Origin of the sequence: Tichowtungia aerotolerans, assembly GCF_009905215.1 — a bacterium.
GTDB classification, from domain to species: Bacteria; Verrucomicrobiota; Kiritimatiellia; order Kiritimatiellales; family Tichowtungiaceae; genus Tichowtungia; species Tichowtungia aerotolerans.
In genome coordinates, this window is record NZ_CP047593.1 from 1962055 (window position 1) to 1983230 (window position 21176).

The 21176-nt window shown below is 54.5% G+C and carries 14 protein-coding genes; 12 read left to right on the forward strand and 2 right to left on the reverse strand.

The annotated features are described in order from the left end of the window. Window positions 1-22: 22 nt before the first annotated feature. Entirely contained in the window at window positions 23-2260 is a 2238-nt protein-coding gene (locus GT409_RS07995; RefSeq protein WP_160628577.1) for a CehA/McbA family metallohydrolase, read from the reverse strand. Window positions 2261-2286: 26 nt separating this feature from the next. After that, window positions 2287-3861, reverse strand: a complete 1575-nt coding sequence (locus GT409_RS08000; RefSeq protein WP_160628578.1) for a sialate O-acetylesterase — start codon at window positions 3859-3861, stop codon at window positions 2287-2289. Between the two features lie 109 nt (window positions 3862-3970). Here GT409_RS08000 and GT409_RS08005 point away from each other — a divergent pair, with 109 nt between their 5' ends. The 12 genes from GT409_RS08005 to GT409_RS08060 all read left to right on the forward strand — a co-directional run bounded on the left by GT409_RS08005 (window position 3971) and on the right by GT409_RS08060 (window position 21176). Continuing rightward, complete coding sequence (locus GT409_RS08005) at window positions 3971-4969, forward strand: LacI family DNA-binding transcriptional regulator (RefSeq protein ID WP_160628579.1); 999 nt, start codon at window positions 3971-3973, stop codon at window positions 4967-4969. A gap of 214 nt (window positions 4970-5183) precedes the next feature. Beyond that, window positions 5184-6125, forward strand: coding sequence for a dihydrodipicolinate synthase family protein (locus GT409_RS08010; RefSeq protein ID WP_160628580.1), 942 nt, complete (start codon window positions 5184-5186; stop codon window positions 6123-6125). Between the two features lie 12 nt (window positions 6126-6137). Next, window positions 6138-7319 carry a Gfo/Idh/MocA family protein gene (locus GT409_RS08015; RefSeq protein WP_160628581.1) on the forward strand — a complete coding sequence of 394 codons (1182 nt, stop codon included), beginning with the start codon at window positions 6138-6140 and terminating at the stop codon, window positions 7317-7319. Window positions 7320-7383: 64 nt separating this feature from the next. Continuing rightward, a complete protein-coding gene (locus GT409_RS08020; RefSeq protein ID WP_160628582.1) occupies window positions 7384-8955 on the forward strand; it encodes a sodium:solute symporter family transporter in 1572 nt (523 codons plus the stop codon). Window positions 8956-8977: 22 nt separating this feature from the next. Beyond that, a complete protein-coding gene (locus GT409_RS08025; protein ID WP_160628583.1) occupies window positions 8978-10207 on the forward strand; it encodes an exo-alpha-sialidase in 1230 nt (409 codons plus the stop codon). Further along, window positions 10204-11460 carry an exo-alpha-sialidase gene (locus GT409_RS08030; RefSeq protein WP_160628584.1) on the forward strand — a complete coding sequence of 419 codons (1257 nt, stop codon included), beginning with the start codon at window positions 10204-10206 and terminating at the stop codon, window positions 11458-11460. The genes GT409_RS08025 and GT409_RS08030 overlap by 4 nt, the downstream gene beginning before the upstream one ends. 17 nt (window positions 11461-11477) lie before the next feature. Then, window positions 11478-12887 carry a sulfatase family protein gene (locus GT409_RS08035; RefSeq protein WP_160628585.1) on the forward strand — a complete coding sequence of 470 codons (1410 nt, stop codon included), beginning with the start codon at window positions 11478-11480 and terminating at the stop codon, window positions 12885-12887. Window positions 12888-12919: 32 nt separating this feature from the next. Then, window positions 12920-13744, forward strand: coding sequence for an alpha/beta hydrolase (locus tag GT409_RS08040; protein ID WP_160628586.1), 825 nt, complete (start codon window positions 12920-12922; stop codon window positions 13742-13744). Between the two features lie 129 nt (window positions 13745-13873). Next, window positions 13874-14560, forward strand: coding sequence for a LamG-like jellyroll fold domain-containing protein (locus GT409_RS08045; protein WP_160628587.1), 687 nt, complete (start codon window positions 13874-13876; stop codon window positions 14558-14560). Between the two features lie 131 nt (window positions 14561-14691). Next, window positions 14692-16497 (forward strand): LamG domain-containing protein, encoded by a 1806-nt coding sequence (locus GT409_RS08050; RefSeq protein ID WP_160628588.1) that lies wholly within the window; start codon window positions 14692-14694, stop codon window positions 16495-16497. Window positions 16498-16656: 159 nt separating this feature from the next. Further along, window positions 16657-19800, forward strand: a complete 3144-nt coding sequence (locus GT409_RS08055; protein WP_160628589.1) for a LamG-like jellyroll fold domain-containing protein — start codon at window positions 16657-16659, stop codon at window positions 19798-19800. Continuing rightward, window positions 19800-21176 (forward strand): sulfatase family protein, encoded by a 1377-nt coding sequence (locus tag GT409_RS08060; RefSeq protein WP_160628590.1) that lies wholly within the window; start codon window positions 19800-19802, stop codon window positions 21174-21176. The genes GT409_RS08055 and GT409_RS08060 overlap by 1 nt, the downstream gene beginning before the upstream one ends.

The following is a 21176-nucleotide window of genomic DNA, read 5'->3' on the forward strand; positions in this document are numbered from 1 at the left end:
TGCGGAAAAAGGGCTCGAACACTCAACCAGCAGTGATCCATACCGGGCTGGACCAGGCCTGCTGACCGTCCTTCTGGATGACGTGCAGATAGAAATAAGACTCCCTGGCCGGGGCTGCAGGATCTTCCCATTCAATTTCTGTATCGAATTCGGCAGCATCCTGTTTCCAGACGGTTTCTCCGTTGCGGATGATTTCCACGGTTTGCAGCGCATCTTGAGCGTGTACGGTCGCTTGGCAGCGGATGATGTCTGCCGATCCTTCGCTACCCATCGGGATGCCTGATACATTGAAGTCGAGCAGCATTCGCGCGCCGGTGGTCGCATAAGTCTTCCGTTCGCGCAGGGCGTGGATCATGGCTTTGCGGGAAAGCTCCGGCATAACGGCGGCGGTAAGTCCGCAGCGATAGAGCAGTACCGCGGCAAAGGCATGCGGGGTTTGACCCTGTCGGTTCGGATCTTCTGAAGAAAAGCCGGGATGGGCTTCGTGGCAGTCGCCGCCGCCGGTGAAGCCGAGCTTTGCGCCTTGCTGCAGAAGATCGTTTGCGCTGAGTCCGTTGGGGTTGGTTTTTGCAAAATTCGGGATCAGCGGGTTGTCGCGGATATCGCTCGCGCCCCACATGGAATAGATTTCAATAAACCGCTCCACGTCGGGATCATGGAGGTCCCACTTCAGTCCGTGCGCCAGCCCGCCGTGCGGTCCGCCGACAACCTCGCGGTCGCCGTGAAAATGGTTCCAGACCGTGTTAAGGTTGCGCTGCGGCCCGTACATTCCGCGAAACAGCTGAAGCCGCTCGCGGGATGTGTAGACGTTCCGGTGAACCTGCCGTCCGGCCCATTCGTAGCCGACCAGTGTTACAAACCGTCCTTTTTCATTCTGCCGGTTGGTAACATCCTGCATCCAGCGCCATTCATTGTCGGAAAAATAGCAGGCGTGATCCGCCGCCGCTGCAAATTCCAGGCAGCCGACTTCGCGCGCGTGGCGCCACAGTTTCTCATAAGTTCCGGAGCCGTCGCTTCGTTCGGTATGCGCATGAATTTCGCCCCAGAAGATCGGTTCGGTCGTGCTGTCCTCCGGCAGCAGTTCCATCGGGTTGCTGCGCGCCAGCAGCTTGCCGTTTTTTTTGCGCGCTTCGGCCCGGTACACCCCGGGCGTGAGCGAAGGCAGGACGATGCGGAAGGTGTGGTGTGATGCAAAGCAGTTTTGCGGCGCGGTCGACCAGACCTCCCGGCCGTCGGTCAGCAGCAGTACGTCGAAATCGGTGTCCGGTGCGCCGCCTTCCGGAATGTTGCGAAAGTGGTCGGTGAATACTCCGCGCAGCTCCAGTTGTTGTTCGGTGCAGAACCGCCGGCCGGGGAGAGTCAGGTGCAGCCGTTCCGGAGGTCCTGCAGCAAATGTGACCGAGTGGGTGTTTCCGGGAAGCAGGCTGACCGGCAGGCGGCCGTTGCCGAGAGCTGTTGCTGCATTCAGGGGCGGTGTGTTGGAATACCAGTATTTACGTTCGCTTTCAGACCAGATCTGGGGAAACAAAAACGTCCGGTCTGTTCGATAGCTCAGTTCAAACGTATCGCCTGCGGCAAACGGCTGGTCGAGCCGACAGATGATATCCGTTTTTTCGTGGGATTCTTCCGAAGACTCGATCGTGCAGATCTGAACCGGTGTGCCTGGGGAAATAATAGTGAAGCCTGTTGCTTCCGGATTGCCGGTCTGCGGCAAATCAAATGCCTTGGGAATGGAAAAGCGGACCAGCGCTCCGGCGGGCAGTCCGCAGGGGCCGGCTTCGTACCGTACGGTGAAGGTGACCGGCTCGCCGACCGGAACCCGTGACGGGCTGATGGTCGTTTTCCCTGCTTCTGCGCGGCTTATTCCCCAGAGCTTCCGTTCGGCCTCCTCCAGCATTTCATTGCTGAAGGTCATTTCCGGGTCTGAAGAGACCACCAGGTGCGAGCTGGCTGCTTCCGGCACGGATATCCCGCTGACCCGAAGCTGCGAGAATCCGAGCGGCATGTCGACCACTCCGTAATCAACCCAGCGAAAACCGCGTGGGTTTGCATTGTCACGTGGCGGAAATTCGCTGTCGTTGACCCGGACGACCGGCGCTGTGGCGGGCGTCAGCATCCAGAGGCGGCGCGGTTCCGTTTCTGTTCCGGGCAGCCAGAATGTCATGTCCAGCAGGCCGGTGCCGTGATAGGCCTGCAGGTCATTCAATGCAAAAATCCGGCTGTGCCGTGTTCCTAAAACGCTGCTCGGTTTGTTGTTCATTCCGCTTCCTGATGTTCCGTGATTCTCTATTGCATATTGTAGTAGTAATTTCCCTCGGTTCGGAGCGGGAAATCATCTGTTCGGAAAGGAGACGCCGGTAAACCGTCGGTATTGAATAGGGTGGGGACAATCCACTGCTTCCATGCGTAGCGCACTTCCTGCGGTTTCCTGACGGAAGGCGAAGAGATCCGGATTTTTCCATCGATCAGCTCCGCCCGGGCCGGAATGAAGTTTTTGTCTTTGCCGCAGATTTGAAAACCGCTGACCGGTTCGTTTTTTAACATGAGTTCCGACCCGAAGGTGCTGAAAGTCAGTTCGATAAACCCATTATCGCGCGTTGCTTTTTTAAGCTGCGGGCCGCGAGTGACAAGGTTGGTTTCGCCGTAGACCATCTGGCGGGCAAGCAGGGCGAGGCGGGTTCCGACTTTGCCCTTGGAGTGGGGGTGAATGTCTTTGAGGTCGCCGCCGTCGAGCAGAACGGCCATGCCGGTGTTGGGGACGTTGAGGTCTGCCCACAGCTGCGCATCGCGCAGTTCGGGCCACCCGGGGGAGGCCGAGGTGGCAGGGCCCAGGGGCGGAAGCTGGACAAAGAGAAACGGCATGTCGCTGTTTTGGAAGGCGGAGCGCCAATTCTCGATAAGGGCCGGGAAGACCTTGCGGTAGTGGGCGCTGGTTTCCGTTTTTGCGTTGTTCTCTCCCTGATACCAGATAGCTCCGCGGACGGTGTAAGGAACGGCTTGCGCCAGCATGGTTTCGTGAAGGCCGCCGGGACGTTTGGTGTTGTGCGGGCCCATTTTCCAGACAGGGCGGGGATTGGGGGTTTCTTTTGCGGTTTTTTTGCGGGCAAACTCCCTTTTTGCTGCTTCAAATTCCTCCAGATACTTTTCGTAGTCGCCTTCGGCCGGGAATTCTGTCCGGCAGTATGCCTCGTAGGGTTTTAAAACCTGTTCGGCTAGCTCCGGGCTGTTTTGGAAGGCCCGTCGGCTGATCCAGGCTTCGGCCGGGGTTCCGCCGACGGCACAGGCGATGATGCCGATCGGCACATCGCCCAGAGCCTTACGAAGGTTTTTTGCAAAGTAATAGGCGCTTCCGGAAAAGTCCTGAACGCTTTGCGGAGCGGCCGTCTGCCATTGAGGGGTCGGGCTGCTGTCTCCTTCAAAATCCTTGCGCGGAACCGTGACAAAGTGAAGAAGTGGATCGCTTGCCTCGCTGATATCCTGCGGGTGTTCCCTGAACCGTTTCATGGTTCCGGCCATGTTGGACTGTCCGCCGGCCAGCCAGACCTCTCCGACGAGAACATTTTCGATTGCCGATTTGTGATTTCCGTTCGAGGTGGAGCAGATCAGTGTGCGCGGTTCGCAGGAGGCATCCATCGGATCCAGCGTAACAAGCCAGCGCCCCTGGGGGTTGGCGGTTACGGTTTTTTTCTGTTCAGCAAACGAGATCGCAACCGTTTCCTGGGGATCGGCGATTCCCCAGATACGTATCGGAGCGTTTTGCTGGAATACAGCGTTGTCGGTAAAAATGGGCGCGAGTTGCACGGTGGCCATGCAGGATATTGATGCTGTTATTACTGCAATTACTATCTGTTTTTTTCTCATTTTTAGTTCTTTTTTCGTTATTTGCGCTAGCATATCGTAAAGATGACTTGGTTCAAGTTCGTATTTCCTATAAAAAGAGGACGAAAAATAACGCAAAAAGGAATGCTGTATGAATCTTAACGCTGTTGCAGAACGTGCCGGGGTCTCTGTTGCGACCGTTTCCCGTGTGATTAACAATCGGGAGGGGGTTTCGCGGGCAAAGGCGGAGGAGATTCGGCAGATCATCAACGAACTCGGATTTGTGCCGAAACCGCGCGCGGCGCGCATCAGTTCTCCTCAGTTTCCTGAGGGGGTTCGTTACGGGAATATTGCGGTTCTGGTGCTGGGGCAGGGCTATGTCGGAGCGGCGGAGCTTTTTGTGCGCCAGCTGGGGCCGATCTGCCGGGGCTTGTCGCGGTTCGGAATTGCGCCGATTGTCTGTCTGGATGTTCAGACGCCGAAGGAGATGCCCGTGATTCTGCAGAAAAAGCAGATCGACGGGATTCTGATTTTTGGCGATATGAACGATATGCTGCGTGATTATTTCGATGGGATTCCGGTTTTTTGGATGACATCGCATCACGAAGGTTCGGATACACTGATTTTAACAGGGAATCGTGAAGTCGGTCATCTTGGCGCGCGTTATTGCCATGAAAAAGGGTGCCGTAAGGTCGTCGCAATCGGTGCGCATCAGGGGCCCGAGGTGTGGACGAGCCGATGTGAGGCGTTCGCCGAGATGGCGAAGGGTTTTTCGATGGAGAGTTCTTTGCTGCTGGGGGGAGTTCTTCCGGATATGGAAGCCTCTATTGATCAGGTTGTCGTGGAAAATGCCGATTTGTTTCAGGCGGCAGATGGGATCTTTTTCCAGGCGGATCGGCTTGCGGCTTATGCGTATCCGGCGCTTCATCGTGTTGGCGTGTTTGATGCGGGTAAAAAGCCGGTGGTGATTTCCTGTGGCGGAGAACGGAGCTACCTGAGTGGGCTGAGTCCTCGTCCGGTCAGCATAGATATCGGGGCGGATTTGCTGGGAAAACAGGCTGTTGAGCAGATTCTTTGGCGCATTCGTTATCCTGAAGAAACGCGACATTTTTCCGTGGTGATTCAGCCGGAGATTGTTGACCCATTCTGATGGGGCTTGTCTGTCGAACCTGTCGGTCAGGATCTGATCTCCCCTGTCTCAAATAAATTGGGCCGCTCGTGATGTAGCGGCCATTTTTTTCTCGAAACGGGTTCCTGCTGCTTTGTTTCGCAAAAACATATATTTTCGCGAAAAATTAAATTGAAATTACCCGAAACAGTGGTATTTTTCTATAAAAAGTGAACGTAATATAGCTGGAGATGATGTGAGAAAAAATATTTCAGATGGTGTTTGGCCGGTGATGCTGACCCCTTTTGAGGAGACTGGCCGGATAGACTGGCGGGGACTCGAGTTGCTGACAGAGTGGTATATTTCGCAGGGGGTTCATGGATTGTTCTCTGCATGCCTTTCGAGTGAGTCGCTGCATTTGTGTTGCGCCGATAAGCTGGAGATGGTTCGGCGGGTGGTTGAGGTTGCAGATAAACGTGTTCCGGTGGTTGCGGGTGTGATGGGGGCGGCCGATTGTTCCGAGCGGATCAGGATGGTGCGGCAGGTGATTTCGTTCGGAGCGGATGCTGCTGTGATGACCCTTTGTGATCTGGTTCCGGAAGGCGCCGGGGATGAACTTTGGATTGAAGAGATGGAACAGCACCTGAAGGAGCTGGCCGGTGCTCCGCTCGGGCTTTATGAGTGTCCTAAACCCTATCACCGTCGGTTGACGCCGTTGCTGACGGAGTATGTGACGGATCGTTCCGAATTTCTTTTTCTGAAGGAAACCTCCGGTGACTTAACTGAAATGGAGCGCAAGAGCCGGGCGGGGAAGAAATCCGGGCTGAAAATATTCACCGCCAGTGCGGTGACATTGCGTGAAGCGCTGGATCGGGGCATCAACGGATTCAGCGGGTTGCAGGCAAACGTCTGGCCGTCGCTGCTCGTGAAACTGTTTGAGTGCCGGCGGGAAAATCCGGAGCTGGCCGATCGGTTGCAGCAGTTCTTTATTGATTATAATTGGGCTGTTGGACTTCAGCATGCCTATCCCGCGGGTGCCAAGCTCTATTTAAAGAAGGCCCATGGACTGAACATCGGAAGCTTTTCTCTGCTGAATGGGGCGTCGGCAGGAGAGAAGGAGGAGCGGTGGACGGACGAGCTGGTTCAGACGGTTCGCAGGTTTGCGGAAAAAACAGACGATGCGCTTGCAACGGTTTAAGGGATGGGCGATATGACGAAAGAATTGGCAGAGAAAAAAATAAAGATCGGTTTGGTCGGCTGTGGTTTTCGGATTTGGGGTGTTGTGCGTCATATGGCGTCACATCCTGATTTTAAAAACGTGGAAGTGACCCATGTCTTCGACCCGGATCCTGAATACGGCACGATTATTCGCGACGAGTGGGCGCCGGAACTCCAGTTTGTTGACAGTTATGAAGAGATCCTGCGCAACCCGGAGATCGACTGGGTGATGATCGGGTCCTGGAACTGCTTTCATGCGGAGCAGGTGATTGCCGCTTTCGAGGCGGGCAAGCATGTCTTCTGCGAAAAACCGCTGGCGACCCAATTTGAGGATTGTGTCGCCATGCGCAAGGCCTGGAGAGAAAGCGGACGGCAGTTTGTGATCGGCTTCACGCTGCGCTATTCGCCGCACTATCGAAAAATAAAAGAGTTGGTTGTTTCCGGAGCGATCGGGGATCTGGTCAGCTTTGAATTTAATGAAACCATCTCCTTCGATCACGGCGGATATATTATGGGCGGCTGGCGCGGCGACCGTTCCAGGGCCGGAACGCATCTGCTGGAAAAATGCTCGCACGACATCGACATCGTTAATTGGATCGTCGACGCGCCGGTTGCCCGGGCCGCCTCTTTCGGCGGGCTTGACTTTTTCACGCCTGAAAACGAAAAGCACATGGAGCGGATTGGGGCCTCGCCGGAGGGGAAGCAGGCTTACAGAGCGCATGTCGGGGGCCGGATGGGCAACCCGTTCACGGCCGAGAAAAGCATTATCGACAATCAGGTTGCGATTCTGGAGTACAAGAACGGAGTGCGCGCGACGTTTCACGCCAACTGCAATGCGGCGATCATTGAGCGGCGCATGTATTTGTGCGGAACGGAAGGAACGCTTCGTGCCGATGTGATTCAGGGAAAAGTCGAGGTCCAGCGGATTGGATATGATATCGAAACGGAAACGATTCGAACCAACACCTGCAACAGTCACGGCGGCGGCGATGCGGTGCTCGGCAAAGAACTGCTCGACTGTATGGTGAGCGGCGCGGAGCCGGTTTCCAGTTTGGACGACGGTTTTCGCGCAGCGATTACCTGTTTTGCAATCGATGATGCCATGGATTCGCGGCAGGTCGTGAATCTGGACACATATTGGCAGCAGGCCGGGTTTCAGCCGTTGGAAAAATAAACCGGAAATTTTCCATGGATTGGAAAACGGTGATGTACTTCAAACAGAGATTGGGTAGAGGCAGATGACTTTAGGATGGCTGGATATTCTGGTATTGGTGTTGTACTTCGGTGTGACGATCGGCATGGGATTTTTCTTCGCCCGGAAGAACACGGATACCGAGGAGTATTTTCTCGGCGGGCGCTCGCTTCCCGGCTGGGCGATCGGGTTGAGCCTGCTCGGTACATCGATCAGTTCCGTTACATTTGTGGCGTTCCCGGCGGATACATTTAAGACCACCTGGATTCGTTTTCTGCCGCATATGGTTTTCCCGCTGGTGACATTGATTTCCGCCAGGCTCTTCCTGCCGTTTTTCCGGCGCGGAACCATTTCCTCGGCCTACGAATATCTCGGTGAACGATATGGTGGATCCATCTCCTGTTATGCCGCATCCGTCTTTTTTCTGATTCAGGTTATTCGCACCAGTACCATTGTTTATTTGATTTCTCTGTTGATGCAGACGATTACCGGGTTGGATATTATTTACTGCATTCTGTTGTCGGGTGGAATTACCGCCGTTTATACCACGAGCGGTGGATTTGATGCGGTGATCTGGACGGATGTGCTGCAGACTCTGACGCTGATTTTCGGTTCGGTCCTGATCCTGATTATTATCTCGTGTAATCTGCCCGAAGGGTTCAGTCAGATTATTTCCACCGGGGTCGAGTTCAATAAGTTCTCATTTCATCAGCTGGCAGCTAACGGAGAGCTGCAGCCGCTTGCGCATGGGTTTTCTCTTTCGGAAAAAACCGTGATGATGATGTTGATCGTTGGGTTCGTCAATTTCCTGACCGGCCAGTTCGATCAGACCGCTGTGCAGCGCTGGTGTTCGGCAAAGTCGGCCAAAGAGGCCCGTCGTTCAATCTATTTCCTCATGTGTTCCAGCCTCCCGGTCTGGGGGAGCTTTATGCTGGTCGGTACCGCCATTTGGGTCTATTTCCATTGTTTCCCGGATGCGGCGGCCTCGCAGATGCTCGATGGCACCCGCAAAGCGGAAGAGATTGTTCCCTATTTTGTGATCCATTATCTGCCGCCGGGCATCACCGGTTTGGTGATTGCCGCCGCTATGGCGGCGGCGATGTCCTCCTTGAGTTCCAGTATTAACGCGGCGAGCATGGTCTGGGTGCGCGACATTTACCGGAAATTCATGGTCAAGGATCGCGACGACAAGCATTACCTGCGCATCGGGTTTGTTGCGTCCGGGGTGGTGTCTGTGCTGATGATGATCGGGGCTTACTGGCTGTATACTGCGCCGACCAAGACATTGATTGATTTCGGAATGATTTTAAACTCGCTGACCATGAGCGGGCTGGCCGGTGTTTTTCTGATCGGCATGTTCACCCGTCTGGCGGATTCGCGCGCGGTCTGGGCGGGCATTCTGTTCAATATGGCTTTCTCTGGTTATGCGCTGCTGTCGGACCGTGCGCTGCTTCCTGAGGCTCTGTGCATTCCATTCGATCTCTATTTCACCTCGATTGTCGGCAATGTGATCATGATAGGGGTTATCGTTGTTGCTGCCCGTTTCGTTTGGCGAAGCAAAAAAACGAATTTAAAAAACCTGACGTTTCGCGATCAGGAAAAAACAGCGCTGCTTTAGCGTGGTAAGAAAGGAGATCTGAATGAAAACAGGAAAGATATGGAGTAGGCTGTTTCTGTGTGTGTGCTGCAGTTCATTCGTCTTATCGGTAGCGGCAGTTGAAGTCCGCCGGGTGGAATCTCCGGCTCCGGAGGCTCCGATCCGGCTGGCGACCGGTTTGCTGAAATCCCCGGACGACGCGACGTGGGGACTGCCTGAGATTCCAGACGCGGAGGTGAAGACCGTTTACCGCGGAAACACGGAGACGGGTACGTTTGTAAATCATCCGCAGCTTGCGGTTTTTAAAGACAGAATGTACGTGGCTTTTCAGCTCTGTCCGGCGAATGAAGATTCAAGCGATTCGGTCGCCGTCTACAGTTCCAGTACAGACCTGAATAAATGGACTGCTCCGGAAGTGATTGGGCCGCCGGCCGATGGGCATATCTTCCGGGCGAGCGCCGGCTGGATGCAGGACGATGACCATCTGTATGCATTAATTATCCGCCGGGATGATACGGGACAGATTACATCGACCGAATATCGCGCAAGCACCGACGGGCAGAACTGGTCTGAACTCGGCATGCTGCTGCCGGACATGATGGCGGGCGGCAATAGTCGGGCCGTTACACCCGGCGGACGGATGCTCATTCTGGGGCATGGCCATCACGACGACGAGGGGCAGTTTGTCCGTGATGCCCGGTCGTATTATCACGACGGCGGTGATCTTTTGAAAAACTGGAAGCGGAGTGTTTATCCGCAGGAGACGGTGGAGGTTGCCAGGCAGGGCCGGTTCATGGGACGAGAGGTGGAGGCGCACTGGTTTCGCCGTCCGGATGGTATGCTGGTGCTGGTGTCTCGCGATATTCTGCGGTCCGGTTATGTGATGGCTGCTGAAAGCAGAGACGACGGTGCGAGCTGGGGCAGATCGCTGCTGACGAACATTCCCGATTCGTCCAATAAGCAGTGTGCCGGAAGCCTGCCGGACGGAACCTGCTACATGATTACAACCCCGGGGCCGGTGGAGAAAAACGATCGTCTTCAGCCGCGCACGCCGCTGGTTCTCTGGCTGAGCGACGACGGCGTTGTGTTTGACCGCGCTTTTCTGATTCGTCGTGCACCGGCGCCGCTTCGGTTTGAAGGAAAGAGCAAGACCTTTGGCTACAGCTATTTCAGCAGCCTGGTTCATGACGGAGTTCTTTACATCGCCTATGCGACCAATAAAGAGGATATCGAGATGTCCTGCATTCCGCTGGAGGCATTAGAAAGAAAATGAAGATCAATAGAATAAAACCGGTTGTTTGTGCAGTCGTTATGCTCGCTGCGGGAGGGGAGTCCGGAGAGACGCGCCGGGCTGAGGCGCCGAATCCGTCGGCGCCGCTTCGGCTGGCAGGCGGGCTGCTGAATGGTGCGGATGATGCGACATGGGGATTCCCGGAAATCCCCGGTGCGTATGTGCGGGTGATTTACCGGGCGGATGAACAAACCGGAACGTTCGTGAACCATCCTCAGCTGGCCTTCTTTAAAGGTCGAATGTACGCGGCCTTTCAGCTTTGTCCGGCGAATGAGGATTCCTCCGATTCCGTTGCCGTTTACAGCTCCAGTTCGGATCTGAACGAATGGACTGTGCCGGAAGTGATTGGCCCGCCAGATGTCGGCAATACCTTTCGGGCCAGCGTCGGCTGGCTGCAGGATTCCGACCGTCTCTATGCGCTGATTCTTCGCCGGGATGAAACATTTGAAGTTGCCCAGACTGAATACCGCTTCAGTACGGACGGAGCAAACTGGTCAGACCTGCAGGTGTTGATTCCGGACATGATGGGGTCCGCCGGCGGGCGGGCGGTTATCCCCGGCGGACGCATCCTGATGCTGGGTCACGGCAACCGTGAAGTGGATGGCCGAAGCCAGCGCGAGACGCTGGTCTATTATCATGCCGGCGGTGATTTTTCCACGGGTTGGAAGCAGGCGGATACGCCGCAGGAAATTCTGAAATACAGCAGTGCGGATAAGGTGACCGCCCGCGGAATTGAGCCGGACTGGTTCCGTCGTCCGAACGGGGAGCTGGTACAGGTTTATCGGGATATTGTCAGGAGCGGTTATGTTCTGGCTTCTGTGAGTACCGATGACGGAGAGCGCTGGAGTGTTCCGCTTCTGACGGATATTCCCGATTCGTCCAATATGCAGTGTGCCGGGAACCTGCCGGATGGAACATGCTATATGATCACAACGCCGGGGCCGGTGGAGAAAAATAACGACCGGCTGCAGCCGCGCACGCCGCTGGTTCTCTGGCTGAGTGAGGACGGTGTTGTATTTGACCGTGCGTTTCTGGTTCGTCGCGCTCCGCCCAGGCGCCGCTTTGAAGGAAAAAGCAAAACCTTCGGTTACAGCTATGTCGGCAGTCTGGTGCATGACGGGGTCCTGTATATTGCTTATGCGACCAATAAGGAGGATATCGAAATGTCCTGTATTCCTCTGAACAGTTTGAAAGGGACAGATGTTACGGCCGGTCGCAGGAGCGCTGGTTTTTAAAGGTAGGGAGATGGAGAATGCGAGTTATATATTTTGACCTCGATTGTGTGCGCCCGGACCATTTGGGCTGTTACGGTTACAACCGTCCGACTTCACCGAATATTGACCGAATGGCGGCAGAAGGGGTGCGGTTTACCAACTATTACTGTACGTCTTCGCCGTGTCTTCCGTCGCGTTCCGGACTTTATTCCGGACGTTACGGAATCCGCAGCGGAACCCTTTCCAATCATGGAGCCGGGGCGGAATTTCATATAGAGAAAGAACTCTACTGCGGTCCGAAGCCGGAAAACGAAATTTTCCCGCGTCAGCTTCGCCGCCACGGACTGGATACCTACTGCTTCTCCACATTTGCGGATCGACACAACGTCTGGTGGTGGTCTGCCGGCTGGACGGAATTCCATACACCGAACCTGAAAGGCGGGCTGGATACCGGCGCGGAAATCAATGAAAAGGTGCTGCCGTGGCTCGAGAATAATGCGCGTAGGGATAACTATTTTCTGCATATCAATTACTGGGATGCCCACCGGGTTTACAGCAAAGACCCTTCGTGGGCTGAGCCGTTGAAGGATTACCCCGTTGCTCAGGAATGGCCGGATGAAGCGACGATTGCCAGGCATCAGAGCGTGACCGGCCTGTTTACGGCCGCAACTCAGCCGTACGGAGATCATGTCAAAAAGGATAAAAAGGATTTCAACAAAAGTCCTCATCCACTGATGGCCGATACGGTTTCCTGCCGGGCTGATTTTGAACTGATGGTGACCGGATATGATGCGATGATCCGTTATGTGGATGATCACATCGGCCAGGTTCTGGAGCTGCTTGAAAAACAGGATGTGCTGAAAGATACAGTGATCATTGTTTCGGCCGACCACGGTGATTCGTTCGGAGAGCACGCGGTCTACACGGACCATGTGAATGCGGACAACTGTATTCACAACATTCCGCTCATCATTCGCTGGCCGGGTGTAACCCGTCAGGGAGGTGTGGATGAGCATTTCATGGCCAATGTGGATTTTGCGCCGACGCTTTGTGACATGCTGGGCGTTCCGGCAGTGGAGCAGTGGGACGGGAAGTCCTATCGAAACAATCTGGAGGGCGGGGCGCTTCCGGAGGACCGTGATTTTATTGTTTGGGACACTGCACTCTATACCGTGCAGCGGGCGGTTCGGACCAAACAGTATCTCTATATGCGCACCTACGATTCGAGCGATTACAACAATTGGGAGGACGAGGAGCTGTATGACATGACAAAGGACCGCTATCAGACGGAAAATATCGCCGGACAGAAGCCTGAGGTGATCGCCGAGTGCCGCCGGCTGATGGCGGACTGGGTGGCGGAACAGCGGGCTAAGCCTGGTTTTGTTTCCGATCCGCTCGCTGAAGTGCTCAAGGAGCGCGGCAAGCCGGTCCCGGCGGAATTATTATAAACAGCGTCGGTTCGTCAACATAGGAGGGTGTGATGAAAACGAAATTACTCCTGATTGTTGTGGTCGGAATGTTCAACTGCCTGCAGGCCGTTGAAACAGCGGTTCCCGATAAAGAAATTGTCTACAAGCAGGTCGGTGATGTTGTTTTAAAACTGCATGTGTTTGATCCGCCGGGGCATTCCGGGACGAAAAAGACGTCCGCAGTTGTGTTCTTTTTCGGCGGAGGGTGGCTCGGAGGGTCGCCTTCTCAGTTTTATCGTCAGAGTCACGATCTGGCTTCTCGGGGAATGGTTGCGATTTGTGCAGAATACCGGGTGAAACGGGTTCACGGAACAAGTCCTCGTGAATGTGTGAAGGATGGAAAGTCTGCCATGCGCTGGGTGCGTTCCCATGCGGAGGAGTTGGGAATTGATCCGGATCGGATTGTTGCCGGCGGGGGGTCTGCTGGCGGACATATTGCGGCGGCCGTTGCTCTGTTGGATGGGTTTAATGACAAGGATGATGATCTTTCGGTCAGCCCGAGACCAAATGCTCTCGTTCTCTTTAATCCGGTGTTCAACAACGGTCCGGACGGCGGATATGGTTACGACCGGGTGCGGGATTACTGGCAGGAATTTTCGCCAATGCATAATATCGACCGGGATGCCCCACCGACTTTGGTGCTTCAGGGAACCAGGGATAAATACATTCCGGTTTCTACGGTTGAGCAATACAAAGAGCTGATGGAGCAGAGCGGGGCGCGTTGCGATCTGGTTCTGTATGAAGGTGACGGACATGGCTTTTTTAATGAGTTCAGATATGTGGAAACGATGACGGAGGTGGAGCGTTTTTTGGCTTCGCTCGGTTGTCTTCAATAGGACGCAGTTGAGGGAAGGGTGATTGTTTCCGGAGCTTTGTTTTGCGTAAATTTGCGTTTTATTTTGCGTGAAAGTTTATTGGTTGGTTAACGAGGAGAGGGGTGTTTTATGCTGAAGGTTTGTGGTTTTATGTTTTCATTTTTGCCGGCGGTTTTTTCTGTTCATGCAGGATTGATCGCGCATTGGAACTTTGATGATGGGACATGCAGCGATGTGGTCGGGGGGTTGCATGGGACGCCGAACGGCAATGTCTCCTTTGTTGATTCCGGGCATCCGACGCTTGGAAAAGCGGTTGCGTTCGGAACTGTTAAAGATTCGGATTATATTGCTCTTGGGGATCTCAGTTCGTTGGGAGTCGGCTCGGGAAGTTTTACGCTCTCGTTGAGGATGAAACATGCTGCTCAGTCATTGTCTGGAGAGGTCAGTCCTTTGTTCTGGGACAGTCAGACCGGCTCTGCGGGGAAAGGGTATGACGGCATTAAGATCGCTTTACGCAAGGGCAGTGACGGCAATAATGCGGGCCGGGTTTTTGCGTCCGTTGGCGGGCCGGACGGTAAGGTTTTGCTTAAAGGGAGGCGCGTGGATGATGACGAATGGCATCTGGTTGTTATTCGCTATGACTCTGACACGGATGAGCTGATGTATTTTGAGGACGGTCTGCATGTTTATTCACGGGATGCGTTCGGGGTTTATGTGTTGAATCGATCGGAGTCCGGCAAGAAAACGCTGCTGGGCAACGGGTTCGGCGGAATGATTGATGATGTGCGGGTTTACGATACTGCGTTGAGTGATGAGGAGTTGGCCGGTTTGTTGTAAGTGTATTTTTTAGAGTTACGCAAAAAAAATAGTATTGCGTTGATTTGTGTTGTTATTTTCGTTGACATTTTTCGTTATTTCTTTCATCGTATGAGGCGTAGGGTGAGCCACAGGTAAAAGGAGGATAAAAAATGAGAAGGTTGTATACATGTTTGCTGGTCGGTTTGCTGGCGGTGTCGTCTGCGTCGGCAGCGCTGGTTGCACACTGGGACTTCAGTGACGGTACCTATAATGATAAGGCCGGGAGCCTGGACGGAGCAGCGAACGGATCGGTCGCAATTGTGGATTCCGGCAGTTTGCATTTCGCGAAGGCGGTGCAGACCGGTTCGGCGAAGGGGACGGACTATTTAAATGTCGGGGATCTCGGAACGCTCGGTATTTATACCAACAGTTTTACGGTTTCGCTGTGGATTCATCATGCATCCAGTTTAACAACCGATGAGTTCTGGGACAGTATGAGCGGGTCGTCGTCTGTGGGGTATGAGGGAATCGCCGCTTCGGTCCGGGCAAGCAACGCCAGTGATGCCAATAAGGTTTATATGAACGTTGGGGACGGATCGACGGCGAAGGCGCTTCTGAAAAACGCACAGGTGTCGGATGGAGCGTGGCACTGGGTTGTGGTTCGTTATGATGCCGGTACGGGGGAGCTGAAATATTTTGAAGACGGTGTTCATATTGCCGGTGAAGACGAAGTCAAATACGGCTGTTCGCTGGTGAGGGAAGACGGTCGGGACCTGTGGTTGGGTGACGGGTTCGGCGGGATGATCGGTGATGTGCGTATCTATGATACTGCTTTGTCTTTCACGGAAAACGGAGAGGGAGCTGTAGTCGGCGGGGAGCTGTATGGATTGTATGGATCTCCGTTGGTGGCCCATTGGGATTTCAGCGATGGAACCTATGAGGATCAGGCCGGGAGCCTGGACGGAACGGCAAATGGATCGGTTTCAATTGTCGATTCCGGCAGCCCGTATTTCGCGAAGGCGGTGCAGACCGGTTCGACGAAAGGGACGGACTATTTGAATGTGGGGGATCTCGGAACGCTCGGCATTTATACCAACAGTTTTACGGTTTCGCTTTGGGTTAACCATGCGTCCAGTTCCACAACCGATGAGTTCTGGGACAGCCTGAGCGGAACTTCTACCTCGGGGTATGAAGGGATTAAAGGGTCGATTCGGGCATACAATGTCAGTAATGCCGATAAAGTTTATATGAATGTCGGGAACGGATCGACCACGATGGCGCTTCTTAAAGGTGCTGTAGTTTCAGACGGGGAGTGGCATTGGCTTGTGATTCGCTATGATTCCGAAACCGGTGAGCTGAAATATTTTGAAGACAGTGTTCACATTGTCGCGGAAGATGAGATCAACGGTTCCTGTTCACTGGTTCAGGAGGCGGGTCGGAATCTCTGGCTGGGTGATGGATTCGGCGGGATGATTGGTGATGTCCGGATTTATAACAAAGCACTTTCATTTACAACGGACGAAAACAACGAGCTGGTCGGAGGAGATCTGTATGAGATCTACACAGGTTCTGAAGAGGACGCTGTCGACTTTTCCGGATGGTTGAATATGTACCCCACGCTCGGAACGTCCACCAACTATACGGATGACCCGGATGCGGACGGCATGAACAATCTGCTTGAATACGCTTTGGGCGGAATCCCGACGGATTCCGATGCTGTGGATGTATTGCCGACTTCTTTTGCAGAGAGTAACTGGATGCTTTATGTCTACAATCGCCGCCTGGATGCCTCAAGCCGCCAGTTGAGCTATTCGGTTGTTTCCGGTGCCGACCTGACGCTGGAGGCGATGACCAATGCGACTGAAGAAATCGGTTCATCTGTAATTGATGCCGGCTTTGAAGTCGTAACCAACCGTGTTCCAATGGATTTGGAACCCAGGCAGTTTGTGACCCTGAAGATTGAGGTCGCGGAGTAGCGCGGATTTGGGGCCGTAACGGGGGTGGCAGCAGGATTGCCGCCCCTTTGGGTTTTCAGTCGCCGACATTTGAATCGTTCGGTACGTATTCCGTTTCGAGCAGGGGCCTGCTGTGCTTTTTTTGTTGTTCAGAGTGTGTGTTCAGAAAGGACTGATGCAGTGAGATATACAGGAGTGATTGTGGGACTGCTGATGGCAGCAGGGATTCTTTGCGCTGAAGACGTTTCGGCCCGGTGGGGTTTCGACGGAACGGATCGTTCCAGCGAGTTGAGCTGGACGGGCGCAGCCTCAGTCGAGACGCTTCCGGAAAAGGCGCGGCAGGGAGTCGTGAGTCTGGAGCTTCCGGAGGACCGGGCCATTCTTAACAGCGGCCTGATTGCGGAGCAGTTTGCAGATAAAAACTGGAGTCTCAGTCTTCTGTTTCGTCATGATCGTCTTCCGCCAGATGGCGAGGGGGCCGGTGACAGCATGATTTTGTTCCAATCGGATCGACTGACGGTGGCTTTGCGCCGGGGCAATGACGGCGGGAATGCCGGTAAGATTTTTGCGACGCTGAATGCGGATCAGGGGAAAACTCTCTTTAAGCCGAATGTGCGTGTCGATGACGGGCGGTGGCATGAGTTTGCATTGCGGGCGGATGCAGAAAAAAAAATCATCCAGGTCTTTCTTGATGGAAAGCTGTATTCCGATCGTGATTTTGAAGGAACCGCTTTGCTGTTTGAGAAAAACGGCCTGTTCGAGATCGGGCCCGGGGCGGGCTCGCAGGTCGATGAGTTGCGCATTTTCAATACGGCTCTCAGCGATCCGGAGCTGTTCAGCAGCTTTAAGTATGCGCTCTGTGGAATGGATAAGCTGGGTCCGGCTCAGGGAATCAACTCGGTTCGGATTCTTCTCTCCCCGGATCTGCCGGAGCCGTGCCGCTTTTATGCGGAACGTTTTGCGGCTCATCTGATGCTGCGGGCTCCGGCTGTTCGGGTTGCCGTTGATTTTTTTTCCGGGGGGGAGCAGCCTGTCGCGAACGAACTGCTTCTGTGCGCTTCCATTGCTGCCGATGATGAGCTGTCCCCCGGTCCCGAGGGGTATGCTGTTGGGCTGGCCGCGGCCGGCGACGGATATCAGGGTCGGGTGATCGGTGCTGATGCGCGCGGCGTTCTGTATGGACTGGGACGATTGCTTTATCTTTCCGAGAAAGCGGGGCCATGGATTCGGTGGCCTGAGTTCAACGAAGCTTCGGCTCCCCGCGTTGCGCTTCGTTCGATGAACGGCTCATTCAAACATTCCATGGACAGTGGCGCTGCAAAAAAGACCGGTGCGCGCGCCTGGAGTGAAGAAGAGGGGATCGCTTACTGGGAGGAATATCTTTTCCTTGGGGTCAATGCTTATACCTACGGTCGGGGACGGGTTCCCCCTGTTAATCTGGAAAAGTATACTCAAAGCGCCGGGGTCGAGGGCGTTTCTCTGAAGATGGATCAGCTGTGCACAAGCTATGGAATGGCATGTTATTATCCACAGTCGGTCAATGGGCTCGGTAAAGCCAATATGAAGTCCGGTTGGAATGCGCTGAGCCGGGTCGGCAGGCTCGACCCGCACTTGGCCTGTCCGTCGGTTCCGGAAGCCCGCGCCGCCATCCTTCAGGTTTGGGAAGCGTATGCCGAAGAGTGCGGCAACCTGGACTTCGTAACCCTGAAGTCCGCGGATCTCGGCGGGTGCCATTGTGAGAAGTGCCGTGAGGACTGGGCTGCGGTTTTTTATAACCTGTGCTGTGATATTGCCCGATCTGTTCATCAATGGAAGCCGGGCGCCAAGGTGTATTTCACGAATCAGGAAATGAATATGGAGGAAAACGAGCGGCTCTTCAGGCTGATGCGCGAGGATGAGGAATGTCCGCTGACCGGGTATGTCTACTCCCCGGGTGGAAGTGAAAACTCCACCTACGGTTACATTCTTAAAAACCCCCGCTGGGACCGCTATCCGGGTATTTCCCCCAATACCACCTTCCTGAAATCCCGTCTCAGTTACCTGCGGCCCGATCAGGACATCTTGGTGTCTGCCGACATCACCCATTGGAAGCGTGCGGGGAGTGCGGTACCTTATGTCGATCCGCTGATGTCGGAGATCTATGCCCGCCGCACCTACAATGCGCGTCCGAAAAACTATGAAAAGGTGTTTCGCGAGCGCATGCCTTACAGTAACGGATTTATCGGCTATTCGGAGGGAATCTTCGATGACTTCAACAAGTTCCTGATGCTGCGCCTTTCCTGGAATCCCGATCTTTCGGCCGAAGAAATTGCCTCCGAATATTATACATATCATTGCGGCCCGGACGCCGGTCGGCTGCTGGCCCGTGCGGTATTTATCGGGGAGCGGATTCGAGAAAAGCCGTTCCGTTCCTGCGGCGAAAACATCCGCCGCTACCGGGAACTCGTTCAGAAGGCGGGCGAATGCATGCCGCCGGAATACCGCACGGGAAACTGGCGTTACGGGCAGATGGTCGTCCGCTCGCTGGTCGATTCCTATGTCTGGCAGCGTTCGGAATTTCAGAGGCAGCAGGTCGAGCAGGCTGGACGGATCCTGAACACTGTGCTGAGGTCTGGTGATCCGGCCGAGGAAATTCGGTCCGCCGTGAGTGCGCTGTCGCAGTCCTTCGAATCCGACCTTCCTGCGCAGGCGCGGGCGGCTGATGACGAAGTCGATGCAGCGATCGGGATTCGCTGTTTTGCATTGACCAAAATGGAGCGCATTGACTCTGCGGGTGTATTCTGGCTGAAAGCGCAGCTCGAACCGCTTCTGCAGGAAACAGATGCTGCGGAGATGACAGATCGCCTGATGCAGATTCTCAACTACGACAAGGTGGGTCCCGGCGAGTTTTATGACAACTGCGGAACGATCGATCAGCAGCCGCATTACGACTTCGACAGCGGCGAGCTCTATTACGGAACCGGATCGTGGCCGCAGGAAACCCGTCCGTCCCAGCGCTGGTATAATTATTCTTTCGAGGCGCAGGACGGTTTGGGATTCTTCTATGAAGGGGTGGACCCGAATGCTCAGTATACTGTGACCGTCACCTGGCCGAATCCGACCGGGGTCAGCTTCGCGCTGAACAGTCCGAACGAATTTTTCATTTACGCCGACGGTGAACAGGTCGGTAAGGTCGTTCCACCGGACCGTGTTGAGCAGTTCACCTTTGATGTGCCTCGTTCTGTGACCGCAGACGGACGTGTACAGATCAGTCTTCGCAAAGTGCCGGAACGCAGTCGATGCACCTGCGTTTCAGAAATCTGGCTTCGGAAAAAGAAATCATAATGAAGACGCCGAACATCATTTTCATGATGGCCGATGACATGGGAATCGGCGACCTTGGCTGCTGCGGCGCCGAAAAAATTCCAACCCCGAATATGGATCGGCTGGCGAAAGAAGGGATGCGTTTTACGGATGCACACTCGTCATCGGCGGTCTGCACGCCGAGCCGTTACTCAGTGATGACCGGCCGTTATTGCTGGCGCACCCGCCTTAAAAAATTTGTTATCGGCGGGTTCGGCGCGCCGCTGATTGAGCCGGAACGCGAAACGCTGGGATCACTTTGTAAAAAAGCGGGTTATACAACAGCCGCCATTGGGAAATGGCACATGGGGTTCACCTGGTATGATAAGACGGGCGCTCCTCTGCAGGTGCCGGAATGTGACGCGCTGGATGTCGATGGGTTTTATGTTGACTACGTACGCGGTATCAGCGGCGGCCCGACCGAACTCGGTTTCGATTATTATTATGGCATTGCCGGCTCGCTCGATATGCCGCCTTATGTGCTGATTGAAAACGACCAAATGGTCGAGCTGCCCGATCGTGAAAAGGAAGTTTATTACAATCAGCAGCGTCGAGGGTTGCAGATGCCGGGCTTTAAAGACGAAGAAGTCGATGTGACTTTTGCCAAAAAAGCAGCGGCTTATATTGAAGAACAGGCGGGGTCGGAACAGCCCTTTTTTCTCTATATGACTCCGGCCTCGCCGCATCGTCCCTGCGATATCCGTCCGGAATTTGTGAAGGACAAAAGCGATGCCGGTGATCGCGGAGATATGGTGGTCTTATTCGACTGGATGGTCGGGCAGGTGCTGGGGGCTCTGGATCGTACTGGTCAGGCAGAAAACACGTTGATCGTTGTGACTTCAGACAACGGCGCGCGCGTTGTCTGTGCCAATGGTGAAGACTATGGGCATAAAGCGAACAGCATCTATCGCGGGCAGAAAGCAGATATATGGGACGGCGGCCATCGCGAACCGTTTCTTGTCCGCTGGCCGGGTGTCGTGGAACCGGACACAACGACAGGTGCTCTGGCCTGCCTGTCGGACTTTTTTGCAACCGTCGGCGATATCGTCGGACAGGACGCATCCTGTGCGGAAGACAGCATCAGTCTGCTGCCGGTTCTGAAAGGTGAGCAGGCAGTAACGCGCGAAACTCTGATTCATCATTCGGGCTTCGGCATGTTCTCCCTGCGCAAAGGTGATTGGAAACTGGTGCTCGGGTCCGGCTCCGGAGGGTTTACCGAGCCGGTCGGAGAAATCTCTGAACATGCCGGTCAGCTTTATAACCTGAAAGATGACCCATCTGAACAGACGAATCTTTGGAATGAGCACGCCGGTATAGTGCGCAGGTTGAAAGACGAGTTTGTGGATCTTATGACATAG

What these genes read in the sequence shown, in the direction of transcription:
- GT409_RS08040 (WP_160628586.1), top strand. Translation starts at nt 12,920, where the DNA reads ATGAAAACGAAATTACTCCTGATTGTTGTGGTCGGAATGTTCAACTGC.
- GT409_RS08035 (WP_160628585.1), top strand. Translation starts at nt 11,478, where the DNA reads ATGCGAGTTATATATTTTGACCTCGATTGTGTGCGCCCGGACCATTTG.
- GT409_RS07995 (WP_160628577.1), bottom strand. Translation starts at nt 2,260, where the DNA reads ATGAACAACAAACCGAGCAGCGTTTTAGGAACACGGCACAGCCGGATT.
- GT409_RS08060 (WP_160628590.1), top strand. Translation starts at nt 19,800, where the DNA reads ATGAAGACGCCGAACATCATTTTCATGATGGCCGATGACATGGGAATC.
- GT409_RS08005 (WP_160628579.1), top strand. Translation starts at nt 3,971, where the DNA reads ATGAATCTTAACGCTGTTGCAGAACGTGCCGGGGTCTCTGTTGCGACC.
- GT409_RS08050 (WP_160628588.1), top strand. Translation starts at nt 14,692, where the DNA reads ATGAGAAGGTTGTATACATGTTTGCTGGTCGGTTTGCTGGCGGTGTCG.
- GT409_RS08045 (WP_160628587.1), top strand. Translation starts at nt 13,874, where the DNA reads ATGTTTTCATTTTTGCCGGCGGTTTTTTCTGTTCATGCAGGATTGATC.
- GT409_RS08000 (WP_160628578.1), bottom strand. Translation starts at nt 3,861, where the DNA reads ATGAGAAAAAAACAGATAGTAATTGCAGTAATAACAGCATCAATATCC.
- GT409_RS08025 (WP_160628583.1), top strand. Translation starts at nt 8,978, where the DNA reads ATGAAAACAGGAAAGATATGGAGTAGGCTGTTTCTGTGTGTGTGCTGC.
- GT409_RS08020 (WP_160628582.1), top strand. Translation starts at nt 7,384, where the DNA reads ATGACTTTAGGATGGCTGGATATTCTGGTATTGGTGTTGTACTTCGGT.
- GT409_RS08030 (WP_160628584.1), top strand. Translation starts at nt 10,204, where the DNA reads ATGAAGATCAATAGAATAAAACCGGTTGTTTGTGCAGTCGTTATGCTC.
- GT409_RS08015 (WP_160628581.1), top strand. Translation starts at nt 6,138, where the DNA reads ATGACGAAAGAATTGGCAGAGAAAAAAATAAAGATCGGTTTGGTCGGC.